Origin of the sequence: Enterobacter sp. R-1.6.2 (genome assembly GCF_035064085.1) — a bacterium.
Classification (GTDB): Bacteria; Pseudomonadota; Gammaproteobacteria; order Enterobacterales; family Enterobacteriaceae; genus Enterobacter; species Enterobacter asburiae_B.
Genome location: NZ_JASEYI010000011.1, coordinates 1 through 12869, shown reverse-complemented (window position 1 = coordinate 12869; position 12869 = coordinate 1). Strand labels below are relative to the sequence as shown.

The following is a 12869-nucleotide window of genomic DNA, read 5'->3' as shown; positions in this document are numbered from 1 at the left end:
AACAAGTGCCCGGTGGCGGTTAGCGCTGACCGGGCCTACAAAATGCAAGTTGGCAAATGCAGTACGGGGGGTATATGACCTGGTTTATTGACCGGCGTCTTAACGGCAAAAACAAGAGCACGGTGAACCGCCAGCGCTTCTTGCGTCGTTATAAAGCGCAAATTAAACAGTCTATCTCCGAGGCCATCAACAAACGCTCGGTGACCGACGTCGACAGCGGCGAGTCTGTTTCCATCCCCACCGATGACATCAGCGAACCGATGTTTCATCAGGGGCGAGGCGGCCTGCGCCATCGCGTACACCCAGGTAATGACCACTTCGTTCAGAACGACAGAATTGAGCGTCCTCAGGGCGGCGGCGGTGGTTCAGGAAGCGGTCAGGGACAGGCCAGCCAGGACGGTGAAGGTCAGGACGAATTTGTCTTCCAGATTTCGAAAGACGAATATCTCGACCTGCTGTTTGAAGACCTGGCGCTGCCGAATCTGAAAAAGAATCAGCATCGTCAGCTTAATGAATACAAAACCCATCGCGCGGGCTATACCGCCAACGGCGTGCCCGCCAATATCAGCGTCGTGCGTTCGTTACAGAATTCGCTGGCGCGACGAACGGCCATGACGGCGGGCAAACGGCGCGAACTGCGCGAGCTGGAGAGCAGCCTGAAGGTCGTGGAAAACACGGAACCGGCGCAACTGCTGGAAGAGGAGCGTCTGCGTAAAGAGATTGCGGAACTAAGAGCGAAGATCGAACGGGTACCGTTTATCGACACCTTCGACCTGCGCTACAAGAATTACGAAAAACGCCCTGAGCCCTCCAGCCAGGCGGTGATGTTCTGTCTGATGGACGTTTCCGGCTCGATGGACCAGGCCACGAAGGATATGGCGAAGCGTTTTTATATTCTGCTCTACCTGTTCCTGAGCAGAACCTATAAGAACGTGGAGGTGGTTTATATTCGTCACCATACTCAGGCGAAAGAAGTAGATGAACATGAGTTTTTCTACTCGCAGGAGACCGGCGGGACCATCGTATCAAGCGCCCTGAAGCTGATGGATGAAGTGGTGAAAGAGCGTTACGACCCGGCGCAGTGGAACATTTATGCCGCGCAGGCGTCCGATGGCGACAACTGGGCCGATGACTCACCGCTGTGTCACGAGATTCTGGCGAAGAAAATTCTGCCGGTGGTGCGTTACTACAGCTATATCGAAATTACCCGTCGCGCGCACCAGACCCTGTGGCGGGAGTATGAACATCTGCAAGCAATGTTCGATAATTTTGCCATGCAGCATATCCGTGACCAGGATGATATCTATCCGGTGTTCAGGGAGCTGTTCCATAAACAATCTGCTACCAGCAACGCATAATCCAACAGCCAGCGAACCCGCTGGCTGTTTTCTTTCGGCCCCGTTCATCCCGTGCTAATGTAGAACCCTGCAAAATGGATTATCACCGGGAAATCGTTATGACTGACGACGTTATTGGGGCAGGAACCCACCAGCAGCTGATTACCTTACTCACCGAGCAGGGCGCGCGTTTTCGCGTCATGGAGCACGAGGCGGTCGGGAAATGTGAAGCGGTAAGTGAAATTCGCGGGACCGATCTGCGGCAAGGCGCAAAGGCCCTGGTCTGCAAGGTGAAGGGAAACGGCGTAAAAAAACACGTTCTGGCGATTCTGGCCGCCGATCTGCAGGCTGACCTGAGCCAGCTTGCCAGCCATTTTGGCGGGCTAAAGGCCTCCCTCGCCAGCCCGGCCGAGGTCGATATCCTGACCGCCTGCGTTTTCGGCGCGATCCCGCCCTTTAGCTTCCATCCTGATTTGGCGCTGGTTGCCGACCCGCTGCTGTTCGAGCGCTTTGACGAAATCGCCTTTAACGCCGGCCTGCTGGAGAAATCCGTGATTATGGATACCCAGGATTACCTGCGCATCGCCCGTCCTGAGCTGGTGACCTTCCACAAAGCGTAACCGCGATGGCTGGCGACCCTGTCAGCCTTTTCTTTCCAGAAACAGCACGGAGGCGACGAGAATAACGGCAATAGCGAAAAACGATGAGGAGATAATCAGCGTTTCAACAAACATGTGATCGTTCATGATGGCGACCCCTTTTGCGATATCTGCCTCCGTTTTAATCCGCGTAAATGACAAGGTTATGACAGCAATATAATCTTTTTAAAACTGTCCTCCGCCGCGTTTGCGCGTACAGTAAGCAAGTTGATTATTTTGGCAAGGATTCCCTATGTTTGACCCTACTCTGCTCATTCTTCTGGCACTCGCCGCGCTCGGCTTTGTCAGCCATAACACCACCGTCGCCATCTCGATTCTGGTGCTGATTATTGTTCGCGTGACCCCGTTAAATACCTTCTTCCCGTGGATAGAAAAACAAGGCCTTACCATCGGGATCATCATTTTAACCATCGGGGTAATGGCGCCCATCGCCAGCGGCACGCTTCCCGCCTCAACCCTGCTGCACTCGTTTGTAAACTGGAAATCGCTGGTGGCGATCGCGGTGGGGATTTTTGTTTCGTGGCTGGGCGGGCGCGGCGTTACGCTGATGAGCAGCCAGCCCTCGCTGGTGGCGGGTCTACTGGTGGGCACCGTGCTGGGCGTGGCGCTCTTTCGCGGCGTTCCTGTGGGGCCGCTGATTGCGGCTGGCCTTGTCTCTCTGTTTATCGGGAAGTCGTAGTCAGGCTGGCCATATAACGCGCCGGCGTCTGGCCCAGTCCCTTTCTGAACATGGTGATAAACGCGGTGGTAGAGTCGTAGCCGAGTGTCTGTGCCACCTGCTGTACCGATTTCCCACCGATCAAATGCTGTAACGCCACGATCAGCTGCAGCTGGTGACGCCAGCGGCGAAAGCTTAAACCGGTCTCTTTCACTACCAGCCGCGCCAGGTTGCGTTCGCTCATGGCAAAGTGGCTCGCCCACTGCGTCAGCGTCTGCCAGGCGGCGGGCTCTTCCGCCATTTTCTCGCTCATCAGCCGAATTTTAGGATGGGGCGAGACGGGCAGCTGCAGATGCTCCTGACGCTGGAGCGGCAACTCGTCAAACAGAACGTCTACCAGGCGCGACGTGGCCGCAAGAGAGAGTTGTTCACGCGATTTTTCCGCCAGGGATAAAATCAGCTCCCGCACCAGAGGGGAAATTTTCAGGGTGCAGCAGCGGTCGGGCAAGCTTGCCGCCCCCGGTTCAATGAACAAAAAGCAGAGCTGCGCGCCCGGGGTGGCCCTGTTGCTGTGCGGCATCTGGCCGGGGATCCAGACGGCGTACTGGGGCGGAACCATCAGCATGGCATTTTCCACTTCGCAGGTGATCGCGCCGCCGAGGGCCAGAATCAGCTGCCCCTTACGGTGATGATGCCGGGGAATATACTGTTCCTCCGCCACCACGCGGATGCGAAATGCGACGGCCGCATCGTGCTGGCTATCGGGATCATAGCCGTCCAGTCCCAGACCAATCATCAATTTGTCCGATTTTAGCGATAAACTGTCATTTTAGCCTGATTTCAACCGTCGGGAAAATCGGTATTGTGTGCGCTCGCTTGAACGTATGAGAACATAATGACTACTGCTATTCGCACCTCAGGAAAACACGGCGCGCTGTTGATTGCAGGCATCCTGATGATTGCCACTACGCTTCGCGTCACCTTTACCGGCGCAGCTCCGCTGCTCGACACTATTCGTCTTGATTATGGCTTAAGCACGGCGCAAACCGGTCTGCTGACTACCCTGCCCCTGCTGGCTTTCGCCCTTGTCTCGCCGCTCGCCGCAGGCGTTGCCCGACGTATTGGCATGGAGCGCAGCCTGTTTGGCGCCCTGCTGCTGATTTGCGCCGGAATTGCACTTCGCTCGCTGCCTTCCGCCGCGCTGCTTTTCATCGGAACCGCGGTCATCGGCTGCGGAATTGCGCTCGGGAACGTGCTGTTACCCGGATTAATTAAGCGTGACTTCCCGGGTCAGGTAGCCCGACTCACCGGGGCCTATTCCCTGACGATGGGCGTCTCGGCGGCGCTTGGCTCAGCGATGATTGTTCCCCTGGCGCAGGGTAGCGCAGGCTGGCATGGCGCGCTGCTGATGCTGATGGCGTTTCCGCTGGTCGCGCTGCTGCTCTGGCTGCCGCAGTGGCGTCAGAAACACGTTGCGACGGTAACGGGTGCTGGCGCGCTGCATAATCGCGCCATCTGGCGTTCGGCCCTCGCCTGGCAGGTGACGCTCTTTTTGGGGATTAACTCGCTGATTTACTACGTCATCATCGGCTGGCTGCCGGCGATATTGCTCAGCCACGGCTACAGCGAAGCGCAGGCCGGCTCGGTGCACGGGCTGTTGCAGCTGGCCACGGCCGTGCCGGGGCTTGCCGTTCCGCTGATCCTCCACCGTCTGAAAGACCAGCGGGGGATCGCCGGCGCGGTGGCGCTGATGTGCGCGGTAAGCGCGGCGGGGCTATGGTTTATGCCTGACATGGCGGTGATGTGGACGCTGGTGTTTGGCTTTGGCTCCGGAGCAACGATGATCCTCGGCCTGACGTTCATCGGTCTGCGCGCCAGCTCCGCGCACCAGGCTGCGGCGCTGTCCGGCATGGCGCAGTCGATTGGTTATCTGCTCGCCGCCTGCGGCCCTCCGCTGATGGGGAAAATTCACGATAGCGCGGGAGACTGGCAAATCCCGCTTCTGGGCTGCGCTCTGGCCGCCGTGATAATGGCGCTCTGCGGCGTGCTTGCCGGGCGAGACCGCGAGATCGCGCCCCGTTAAAGACTCTGGCAGACCATCGGGTCTGCCTTTTCCTACCCGCGAGCCGCGCGCAGCATCGCCTGCACCAGCACGACCGGACGGCCTTCCAGCGCGGCACGCTCATGCTGGAATAAGGTGATCACGAAGAACGGGTGCGTAACCAGCTCTGCGGCGCGAATTTCCCCCTGTTCGTCCCAGCCCGTAACATGCATATCACCGCTTTCCAGCGCCTGGGAAAACGCCGGCGACACGCCATAGTTACAGTGATAACCCTCTTCTATTTCCGGCTTGCCGTAGGCTTTCGCGATCAGCGTATTTTTGCGCAGCTCAATGGCATCGGTTTTTTCCACCAGCGAGCAGGTCAGCGGCGCAATCACCATGGTGCCTTCGGTATCCGTCTCGGCATGTGCCGCATCGGCCCAGCCCAACACATTGCGGGCATACTCAATCAGCGCGTGCTGGAATCCGCCGCAGGTGCCCAGGAACGGTACGCCGTTTTCACGCGCGTAGCGCGCGGCGATAAAGGCGGCCTCAGTGTTTTTATAGGGGCTGGCAGGCACCAGCCAGATGGCATCGTAGCCCACCAGATCTTCAGGGCTTGTCAGCTCAGTGGTGGCAAGCCAGTCGTAATCGGCGGTGAGGTCAAGGACTGCGGCGGCGTCGTCAATCGCCAGCGGGATCGCCTGATGCGCAATAACACTGGGATTGTAATCGCCAACCAGCGCAATGCGCAGCGTCGTTTTAACCGGGAGGTGTTCCATGAAAGGTTCCTTATGCCAGAGTATTATCAGATAACATAAGGAACCTCAGACTACCGATCTTCTGCAATTATCACAATACCTTAAATTGGGAGGGTGGAATTATGATTCAATGCAAACGCGTATACGAGCAGGCTGGTCCGGACGACGGCTATCGGGTACTGGTGGACAAGCTGTGGCCGCGCGGGGTCAAGAAAACGGACCTCGCGTATGATGAATGGTGCAAAGTGCTCACGCCCTCGAATGAATTACGCAAGGCCTTTCATAGCGAAACCGTTGATTTCGCCGCCTTCAGCAAAGCCTATCGGGAAGAGCTGGCGCAGCATGCTGACGAGGGAATGCGTCTGGCGACGCTGGCGAACAGGCAGACCGTCACCCTGCTCTACGCTGCCAAAGACACGAAGCAAAATCACGCCCTGGTATTAGCCGACTGGCTGCGCCATCTCTGATCAGCCGATCGCCAGCTCATCGAGGATTTGCGGCGCTTCATCGGGAGTGAGCGGCATCAGATGTTCGGCGCGGACAAAGGCAAAGCCGTGCTGATTGTCAAAGGCGTAAACATCGCCAGTCACCAGCCAAAGGGCGCGATCGGCGGTAGCGGGTAATTGCGTCATCACGCCGTTGACCGGGTTAACGAAACGCAGGCCGGGCTGACACAGGCCAAACAGCTCAACAGATTTACCAATATTGCGACGGCCTGACGCCGTGCGGGCACCGATGATCATCGCCATGCTGCCCGGTTTAAGCTGAAACATACTTCTCTCACGGTAACGGTAGCCAGGGACTGGCTAAGAATAATCCTAAAGAGAAGTGTATCGCAGGCAATATAGGTCTGTCACCTGGTGGGTTGCGGACGATCGCGACGGTAGAGCGTCCATTCATCAATCACTTCGCCCCCCGGTAGTTTGCACTCCGTGCGTACGCCCTGCGGGCTTTGAACCGGGATCTGTTCCCCGCCTTTCTCCAGGCAGTACACGGAGGCCGGGTTCGCCATACCGATAGCGTGCGGTGGTTTCGGCGCATCGGGTGGGGTTGTTTTCGCGGTGCAGGCAGCCAGGGGAAGCGCCAGCGCCAGAAGCAGAAATCTCATCTCATTGATCCTTGTGACATCATGACAATCTAAGGTTAACGGGTCATCGCCCCTTTCTCCATGATTTCTCCATTTTAACTGCACTTTTCAACACTATAGTGTGGCATGTTCTCGATATGACCAGAGAACATCATTCCGTAATCAAGATGTCTTTGCCCCGGTCTCAACAACGGGGCCTTTTTTTCTCTGCTGCTGCCCTCTCCCTGCATATATTAAATTTTTTATATTCATGTTTTACTATGCCTGAAGTCTAAAAATTCAGCATAACATGCAGATGCAGACGTCTTCTGCCTGGGAGTCACTCTACGTCATGTCGGATATTATCCTTGCCCGTGTTTCAGAAACCCTCGCCACTGAACAATCCCTTGAAGGTCTCGTTCGCCAGCTGCTGGAGATGCTGGAGATTGTGACTGACATGGAGTCGACTTACCTCACCAAGGTAGATATCGAAGCCCGACTGCAGCATATCCTCTACGCCCGCAACAGCAAGCAGATGACAATTCCTGAGGGGCTGAGCGTCCCATGGGATGAAACACTGTGCAAGCGCGCGCTGGATAGCGACACCGTATTCAGCAACGACGTTCCCGAACGCTGGCCGGAGTGCGAGGCGGCGAAAGCGCTCGGCATTACGACCTACATGAGTATTCCTGTCCATCTTGCGGATGGTTCACTCTACGGAACGCTTTGTGCCACCAGCACGGCCAGAAAGCCGCTTAGCGAGCGCGGTGAACAGGTCCTGAAGTTATTCGCCGGTCTGATTGCCCAGTCCATTCAGAAAGAGTCGCTGGTAACCCAGCTTCGCGAAGCCAACGCGGCCCTCATCGCGCACTCTTACACGGATGCCCTTACCGGTTTACCCAACCGTCGCGCCATTTTTGAAGATCTGACCACGCTGTTTTCCCTGGCGCGTCACCTTAAACGTAACACCGTCATCGCGTTCATCGATCTCGATGATTTCAAGCTGATTAACGATCGCTACGGCCACGAGGCTGGCGACCAGTTCCTGATTGAAGTGGGCAAGCGTCTGACGGAAGAAAAACAGCAGGACGATATCATTGGCAGGCTGGGCGGCGATGAGTTTCTGGTGGCGTCGTTGAGCACATCCCACAGCGAAGGAGATAACGCGCAGGTCACGCTGCTCAGAACGCGCCTGAGCGCCTGTATTGCCGGGGAATACTGGCTGGGTAACGTCAACCTCATTTACCCCGGAGCCAGCGTCGGCGTTATCGAAGTGGACCCTCGGGTAACCGATCCGGACAGCGCATTACGCGATGCGGATGTCGCGATGTATCAGGATAAGAAAGGAAAAAGCAAAACACGCTTTCTCGCTATGGATTAACCCCGTACACTCTACGGCGTTACAAAAACCGAAACAGGTGATGATATGAGACTAGGGATCCTCTTCCCGGTCGTTATTTTTATAACGGCGGTGATTTTTTTAGCATGGTTTTTTGTCGGTGGTTACGCGGCGCCTGGGGCATAAATGAGAAAAACGACCCTCGTTATGCTGATCGTTGCCATCGCGGCGTTTGCCGGCACGCAGCTTGGCTGGTGGTAAACGCCACTACGTAAAAAGGCCGCCATCTGGCAGCCTTTTTTCACGCTTGTAAGCCTTAGCTTTTGATTTTTCTGTAGATAAACAGAACAACCAGCGCACCGATGACCGCGACGGCAAAGCTGCCGAAGTTAAAGCCATCGACTTTGCCAAAACCGAACAGCGTACTGATCCAGCCGCCGACTACCGCGCCGATAATACCCAGTATTACGGTGACGATAAACCCACCGCCATCTTTGCCCGGCATGATCCACTTCGCCAGAATACCCGCAATAAGCCCAAAGATAATCCAGGATAAAATTCCCATAACTTTCCTCTCTGTATGGTTTTTGTCATTAAATCAACGACACAAAAAAGAATAGCACAGGATTTCAGAAAGGAAATTTGTGATAAGCATCACAATGAGAGAGTGCGCAATTATTCATCAACAAAAGGGTTCAGCCGCATAAACTGTGGGGTTGCATCTTTTGTTGAGAAAGATTATCTTTCTCAACACTGAATAGTTGAGCGTAACACTCAGGTATTCAGTACGACATTGCTCACATTGCTTCCAGTATTTCTTGCCCACTCCTGAGTGGGCTTTTTTTTCTGTTCATACCCCAACAAACGCGTACCGGTTACGTCCTGCGCGCTTTGCCTGATAGAGCGCCTGGTCAGCGGCAATAATGATATTCTGCTGGCTGCCCGCGATGTCGACCGCACGCGCGGTGGAAATCCCGACGCTTACCGTCACCCGCCCGAAGGGGCTAAAATCATGCGCGATTTGAAGGGAGAACACGTTGCGAATAATCGTCTGCGCCAGTCGAAGCGCCTCCTGGATATCCGTATCAGGCAATATCAGCGCAAACTCCTCTCCGCCATAGCGCGCCACAATCTGATTATCACGGGTAAGGCTCTCCCGGAGACTGTTTCCCAGCAGCGTCAGACACCGGTCCCCTTCCGGATGGCCGTAGTTATCGTTGTATTTTTTGAAGTAGTCCACGTCCACAATCAGTATCGAAATTGCTGCGTCATGCGCGGCACAAGTCGCGATTTCCGAGAGGATTCTTTCATCAAAAATGCGACGGTTGTACAGCCCGGTCAACGCATCCTCGGAAGCGATAATCTTCAGCGCCTTATTATCTCTGGTTTTTCTGGATAAGTCGGAATACAGGAAGTATGACGCGACGATAAGTATCGCAGTGAAAACGAAAATGAGCAGCGCCAGCTGAATAGCCTGCTTGCGCCACGGTGCGAGGGCTTCATCAATGCTGACGGCCACGGTGGTCACCAGCCCGTAGCGTCGGTTTTTCTCATAGGCGTAAATGCGTTCGATTTTATCAAACCGCGAAACGGAACTGGCTATCCCGGTATTTTGTACCTTAAGGTATTTCCTGAAGAGGGGTGAATCAGAAAAAATCGTGCCGACGTAGGTATTTTTAAAGGGGTGACGGACCAGCAGCACGCCGGATTGCGTCGTTAAGCCAATGACGCCCAGGTGACCAATATTAATCTGCCCGTAAAGCGCGAGAAAATTCTCAATACCCAGCGTCACCACCACGACACCGTTAAATGCCCCGGTGTGGGTTTCAAGGCGACGACTAATGGTAATGACCCATTTGCCATTGGTTCTGCTTACCACGGGCTCACCAATAAAAATCTGCTGATTTTTATTTTCCTTGTGATAGATAAAAAATGACCTGTCCGATCCTTTGCGTGGGCCTGTAAAAGTTTCGTGCAGCGCGGTAAAGATATCGCCCTGAGCGTCGTAAACAACCACATTATTAATCTGGGTAAGAAGATTATCCTGATTATTTATCATCCGCTGAATATTGGTCGCCTGTTGCGGCGTCATGCCATAAATTTCGATTATGTCGGAAACGGTAGTAATTAACATTTCGCTTTGGCGCATGATCCCCTCGGTATAGACATCAAGGGTATGGCTCAGGTTAGCAACGCCGGTATTAATTTGCTGTATTGACTGCTGTCTGGACGTAGCAATTTGGACGGCAAGCGACAGCGAGATGATCAATGAGACAATGATGACGGTAATGGTTGTTGTGTAAAAAGTATTTTTCACATGCACGAGCTTTTCCACCTTATCACGCCTGACATCCCTGGCTGACAACTCTTGTCACTGTAACAAAGCTCGGGATAAGAGGAAAATGAATTGCACTTAAGCATACAACAGAAGCTCGTCTTTATTTCGTTTTACAAACTAACGGTCTCCCTGGGTTTAGATAAAATAACCTTAATAAAATCGATATAGGAGACGGGCTTACCAAAATAATATCCCTGTAACAGGGTTATCTCATTACGGTTGAGATACTCCAGTTGCTCTTTTGTTTCTACGCCTTCAGCGACAATGCGCAATGAGAGTTTTTTCGCCAGGTCAATGACGCAGTCCAGCAAGATGGTTGAGTCCTTTTCCTCTGAAACCCGTTTCACAAAGCTTTTATCAATTTTAATATAATCAATGGCAAGCGCATTAAGGCATGACAGCCCGGAATAACCCGTACCAAAATCATCCAGGGCAATAACAAAGCCGGCGTTATGCAGCATGTTAAGGTTCTCCACGAGGTGAGGATTATCAACCAGCGGTTCACGCTCGGTCACCTCGAGAACCAGTTTGACCTCTTTACCCTGAAACCCCTTCCCGAAGACGCGACAGTCACCGATGAATGAAGGCGCATTAATATGCCTGGCGCTGATGTTCACCCCGATATGAAACCCGTCCGGTAGCTTAGGCAAAAGCGGCTTAAGCTGGGTCACTACTTTCGCCATCAATCCTTTGGTCAGCGGAATAATCAACCCGCTACGTTCGGCAATCGGAATAAAGACATCCGGCGGGATAAAGCCTGACTTTGGATGCTTCCATCTTGCCAGGACCTCAACGCCGTACAGCCCGCCGGTATCGCCGTTCACGATCGGCTGGTAATAAGGCTCGATCTCCCCCTGCAAAATGGCCTTACGCAAGTCGTCTTCAAATGAGGTGCTTTTCCCCTTGTATCGGCGGATCAAAATGCCCACCGCCACCGATAGCGCGAGAATAAGCAGTATCAGGCTCCATCCCTGCTGCAAAAGCCGCGTCAGGCTGAAAAAGGCAGGAGGTTGCCACGCCAGGCTAAAGGGAAATTGCGTTGATGCCGTAAGCGACCCCGTCCAGGAGGCCGCTTTCCAGCCCCTCACATCGCCGTTGCGAACAAGCATGCTTTCGCCGACAACCAGCCTCAGATCCACGCTGTTCGATGCGCTTGCAATGACGTCCTGCAAATGCGCGTCACTGATGCTGACGATGACGCGCCCTCCCGCGATGGGCATCTGGAAGACAAGCACCGGAATGCCGTTCACCAGTCGATTGCCGGGTAACAGCATCAATTTTTCGGCAGGTAACGTCTCAGGATGAATAATCAACACGCCATTCCCGGGAAGGGAAGTACAGATGATTTTACCCTGCAGCTCGATCATGATGGCGCGCAGATGCGGTTTTAGCGCTGCCTCTGTCCCCAGCGCCAGCTGTCCGCTACTGGTACACCCTTGAGCCGCAACGCCCTTTGCCGTGCTGGCCGCACTGACGGCTTCAGCCAGAATGTTTTCTATTTTTTGGGTGCTCGCCGTGGCGGTATGACTATTACTCAGCTTCGCCATCTGTCATAGCTGCCAGTTAATAATCAAAATGCCGCTCAGAAAAAGAAACAGAGCGCTAAGAATAGGGATCATCACGTTGCGCACGATGTTTTCCTTAATAGAAAAAACAAGCATGGATGTTCTGGTAGAAGAGCCTGTGCTAACCCGGTATTGCTTATAACAATGAAAATAGCTTAGCTGAGAATTGTCTTAAAAAACTGATACTTTCGTATGAGTTCACCTGCCGGCATTTACTCACATGACGTGACTATCAGGCTTGTTCCTTGCCCTGGCTGTGTTAAGATTTGTGAAATCAGGGAGCGGACTGGATAACTGGAAAATGAAAAAGCTCATTGACGTTGCTATTGTTTCAACGCTTCTGGTCTTCCTGTCTCTTTATGCGGTCAATGCTGTAATCATTGGTCAGCAGAAGAGCAAACAGCGTGAAATATCCCGTACCCTTTTACATTATTCAGAAGACGTGTCCCAAAGCGTGGCGCTGGGTCTCAAAAGCATCACGACGCAGGGATGCGATAAAACCAGCCTCGATCGCTACAGACAAATTAAGCTTAATAATCTTTATTTTGCCGATATCGGCTTTATTGAGAAGGGAAAAATAGTCTGTACCGCTTTTTGGGGGAAACTCGCGACGCCCGTTGCACTTCCTGCAGAACTGCATAAAACGCCGAGGGGCTTTCTCCTGGCCCAGTTTTCGAGAAAAGACTTTTTCACGGGCAATGCGGCAATTTATAATAATATTATTATCTTCACCTCCCGCTATGCTTACGATAAATTCACCCCGGTTACCGCAAGCTATTCGCTCAGTGCTACCACCAAAGACTTCGGCAGAGTCTTTTTTTCGGCCGCCACGGAGCTAAATCAGCAGAGCTGGCTGCATTCGACGTTGTTTACCCTGACCCTGACACAGTGCAGCGCCTTCTGGGACCTGTGCGTCATCGTGAAGCATCACGACGCCGGGCTCGCCTCGTTGCCTCCGTTTATCTTTGCGCTTCTCGCGGTCATTCTCTGTTTTATCTGGATTGCGATAACGTTATTTATCTTCCGTATCGGTAATGACTCCAACTTACTGATAGTGTTTTATGTTCAGATAATGCCCGATGACTTTGTCATGCAGCTCCACCGA

General features: G+C 53.7%; 15 protein-coding genes and 2 pseudogenes. 8 read left to right on the top strand and 9 right to left on the bottom strand.

Translation table 11 applies throughout. From position 1 onward, the window contains the following. Positions 1–74: 74 nt before the first annotated feature. Together QMN93_RS13210 and QMN93_RS13205 are read left to right on the top strand one after the other, a co-directional pair. Positions 75–1358 (top strand): YeaH/YhbH family protein, encoded by a 1284-nt coding sequence (locus QMN93_RS13210; RefSeq protein ID WP_032651499.1) that lies wholly within the window; start codon positions 75–77, stop codon positions 1356–1358. A 98-nt stretch (positions 1359–1456) separates the two neighbouring features. After that, positions 1457–1957, top strand: coding sequence for a YbaK/prolyl-tRNA synthetase associated domain-containing protein (locus QMN93_RS13205; protein WP_064672303.1), 501 nt, complete (start codon positions 1457–1459; stop codon positions 1955–1957). A 21-nt stretch (positions 1958–1978) separates the two neighbouring features. Here QMN93_RS13205 and yoaI read toward each other — a convergent pair whose 3' ends face one another. Continuing rightward, complete coding sequence (gene yoaI / locus QMN93_RS13200; RefSeq protein WP_010430055.1) at positions 1979–2083, bottom strand: small membrane protein YoaI; 105 nt, start codon at positions 2081–2083, stop codon at positions 1979–1981. Between the two features lie 145 nt (positions 2084–2228). Here yoaI and QMN93_RS13195 point away from each other — a divergent pair, with 145 nt between their 5' ends. Next, complete coding sequence (locus QMN93_RS13195; RefSeq protein ID WP_024908579.1) at positions 2229–2675, top strand: DUF441 domain-containing protein; 447 nt, start codon at positions 2229–2231, stop codon at positions 2673–2675. On the opposite strand, the gene QMN93_RS13190 is transcribed toward QMN93_RS13195, so the two are convergent. Beyond that, positions 2659–3450 carry a helix-turn-helix transcriptional regulator gene (locus QMN93_RS13190; protein ID WP_047061599.1) on the bottom strand — a complete coding sequence of 264 codons (792 nt, stop codon included), beginning with the start codon at positions 3448–3450 and terminating at the stop codon, positions 2659–2661. The two genes, QMN93_RS13195 and QMN93_RS13190, sit on opposite strands and share 17 nt — an antisense overlap. A 99-nt stretch (positions 3451–3549) precedes the next feature. On the opposite strand from QMN93_RS13190, the gene QMN93_RS13185 reads away from it, so the two are divergent. Next, positions 3550–4737: a CynX/NimT family MFS transporter gene (locus QMN93_RS13185; RefSeq protein ID WP_193139054.1), complete on the top strand. Its 1188-nt coding sequence runs from the start codon at positions 3550–3552 to the stop codon at positions 4735–4737. A 32-nt stretch (positions 4738–4769) separates the two neighbouring features. Here the strand turns inward: QMN93_RS13185 and QMN93_RS13180 are convergent, their stop codons facing one another. Beyond that, a complete protein-coding gene (locus tag QMN93_RS13180; RefSeq protein WP_048975694.1) occupies positions 4770–5477 on the bottom strand; it encodes a CTP synthase in 708 nt (235 codons plus the stop codon). A gap of 101 nt (positions 5478–5578) precedes the next feature. Here QMN93_RS13180 and QMN93_RS13175 point away from each other — a divergent pair, with 101 nt between their 5' ends. Beyond that, on the top strand, positions 5579–5923 hold the full coding sequence (locus QMN93_RS13175) for a DUF488 domain-containing protein (protein WP_193139052.1): 345 nt from the start codon (positions 5579–5581) through the stop codon (positions 5921–5923). Here QMN93_RS13175 and QMN93_RS13170 read toward each other — a convergent pair whose 3' ends face one another. Next, entirely contained in the window at positions 5924–6229 is a 306-nt protein-coding gene (locus QMN93_RS13170) for a periplasmic protein (RefSeq protein WP_039262013.1), read from the bottom strand. It lies immediately after the preceding gene. Positions 6230–6309: 80 nt separating this feature from the next. After that, positions 6310–6564 carry a DUF333 domain-containing protein gene (locus tag QMN93_RS13165; RefSeq protein WP_023311246.1) on the bottom strand — a complete coding sequence of 85 codons (255 nt, stop codon included), beginning with the start codon at positions 6562–6564 and terminating at the stop codon, positions 6310–6312. A 310-nt stretch (positions 6565–6874) separates the two neighbouring features. Between QMN93_RS13165 and QMN93_RS13160 the strand changes: the two genes are divergently transcribed. Continuing rightward, positions 6875–7903 (top strand): sensor domain-containing diguanylate cyclase, encoded by a 1029-nt coding sequence (locus QMN93_RS13160; protein WP_064672933.1) that lies wholly within the window; start codon positions 6875–6877, stop codon positions 7901–7903. A gap of 45 nt (positions 7904–7948) precedes the next feature. Continuing rightward, positions 7949–8047 carry a YoaK family small membrane protein gene (locus tag QMN93_RS13155; RefSeq protein WP_193139050.1) on the top strand — a complete coding sequence of 33 codons (99 nt, stop codon included), beginning with the start codon at positions 7949–7951 and terminating at the stop codon, positions 8045–8047. 130 nt (positions 8048–8177) lie between these two features. Here the strand turns inward: QMN93_RS13155 and QMN93_RS13150 are convergent, their stop codons facing one another. The 3 genes and pseudogenes from QMN93_RS13150 to QMN93_RS13140 all read right to left on the bottom strand — a co-directional run bounded on the left by QMN93_RS13150 (position 8178) and on the right by QMN93_RS13140 (position 11860). Continuing rightward, complete coding sequence (locus QMN93_RS13150) at positions 8178–8426, bottom strand: GlsB/YeaQ/YmgE family stress response membrane protein (RefSeq protein WP_006174788.1); 249 nt, start codon at positions 8424–8426, stop codon at positions 8178–8180. A gap of 285 nt (positions 8427–8711) precedes the next feature. Next, on the bottom strand, positions 8712–10184 hold the full coding sequence (locus QMN93_RS13145) for a sensor domain-containing diguanylate cyclase (protein ID WP_193139970.1): 1473 nt from the start codon (positions 10182–10184) through the stop codon (positions 8712–8714). A gap of 125 nt (positions 10185–10309) precedes the next feature. Then, positions 10310–11860: pseudogene (locus QMN93_RS13140) on the bottom strand (EAL domain-containing protein). Between the two features lie 205 nt (positions 11861–12065). Here QMN93_RS13140 and QMN93_RS13135 point away from each other — a divergent pair. Continuing rightward, a pseudogene (locus tag QMN93_RS13135) lies at positions 12066–12794 on the top strand (CSS-motif domain-containing protein); the annotation flags it as partial. A gap of 15 nt (positions 12795–12809) precedes the next feature. On the opposite strand, the gene QMN93_RS26270 reads toward QMN93_RS13135, so the two are convergent. Next, positions 12810–12866 (bottom strand): IS1 family transposase, encoded by a 57-nt coding sequence (locus tag QMN93_RS26270; protein WP_003032489.1) that lies wholly within the window; start codon positions 12864–12866, stop codon positions 12810–12812. Between the last annotated feature and the right edge of the window lie 3 nt (positions 12867–12869).

Coding starts and splice junctions, on each gene's coding strand:
- QMN93_RS13175 (WP_193139052.1), top strand. CDS start 5,579: ATGATTCAATGCAAACGCGTATACGAGCAGGCTGGTCCGGACGACGGC.
- QMN93_RS13170 (WP_039262013.1), bottom strand. CDS start 6,229: ATGTTTCAGCTTAAACCGGGCAGCATGGCGATGATCATCGGTGCCCGC.
- QMN93_RS13150 (WP_006174788.1), bottom strand. CDS start 8,426: ATGGGAATTTTATCCTGGATTATCTTTGGGCTTATTGCGGGTATTCTG.
- QMN93_RS13155 (WP_193139050.1), top strand. CDS start 7,949: ATGAGACTAGGGATCCTCTTCCCGGTCGTTATTTTTATAACGGCGGTG.
- QMN93_RS13210 (WP_032651499.1), top strand. CDS start 75: ATGACCTGGTTTATTGACCGGCGTCTTAACGGCAAAAACAAGAGCACG.
- QMN93_RS13185 (WP_193139054.1), top strand. CDS start 3,550: ATGACTACTGCTATTCGCACCTCAGGAAAACACGGCGCGCTGTTGATT.
- QMN93_RS13190 (WP_047061599.1), bottom strand. CDS start 3,450: ATGATTGGTCTGGGACTGGACGGCTATGATCCCGATAGCCAGCACGAT.
- QMN93_RS13205 (WP_064672303.1), top strand. CDS start 1,457: ATGACTGACGACGTTATTGGGGCAGGAACCCACCAGCAGCTGATTACC.
- yoaI (WP_010430055.1), bottom strand. CDS start 2,083: ATGAACGATCACATGTTTGTTGAAACGCTGATTATCTCCTCATCGTTT.
- QMN93_RS13160 (WP_064672933.1), top strand. CDS start 6,875: ATGTCGGATATTATCCTTGCCCGTGTTTCAGAAACCCTCGCCACTGAA.
- QMN93_RS13165 (WP_023311246.1), bottom strand. CDS start 6,564: ATGAGATTTCTGCTTCTGGCGCTGGCGCTTCCCCTGGCTGCCTGCACC.
- QMN93_RS13195 (WP_024908579.1), top strand. CDS start 2,229: ATGTTTGACCCTACTCTGCTCATTCTTCTGGCACTCGCCGCGCTCGGC.
- QMN93_RS13180 (WP_048975694.1), bottom strand. CDS start 5,477: ATGGAACACCTCCCGGTTAAAACGACGCTGCGCATTGCGCTGGTTGGC.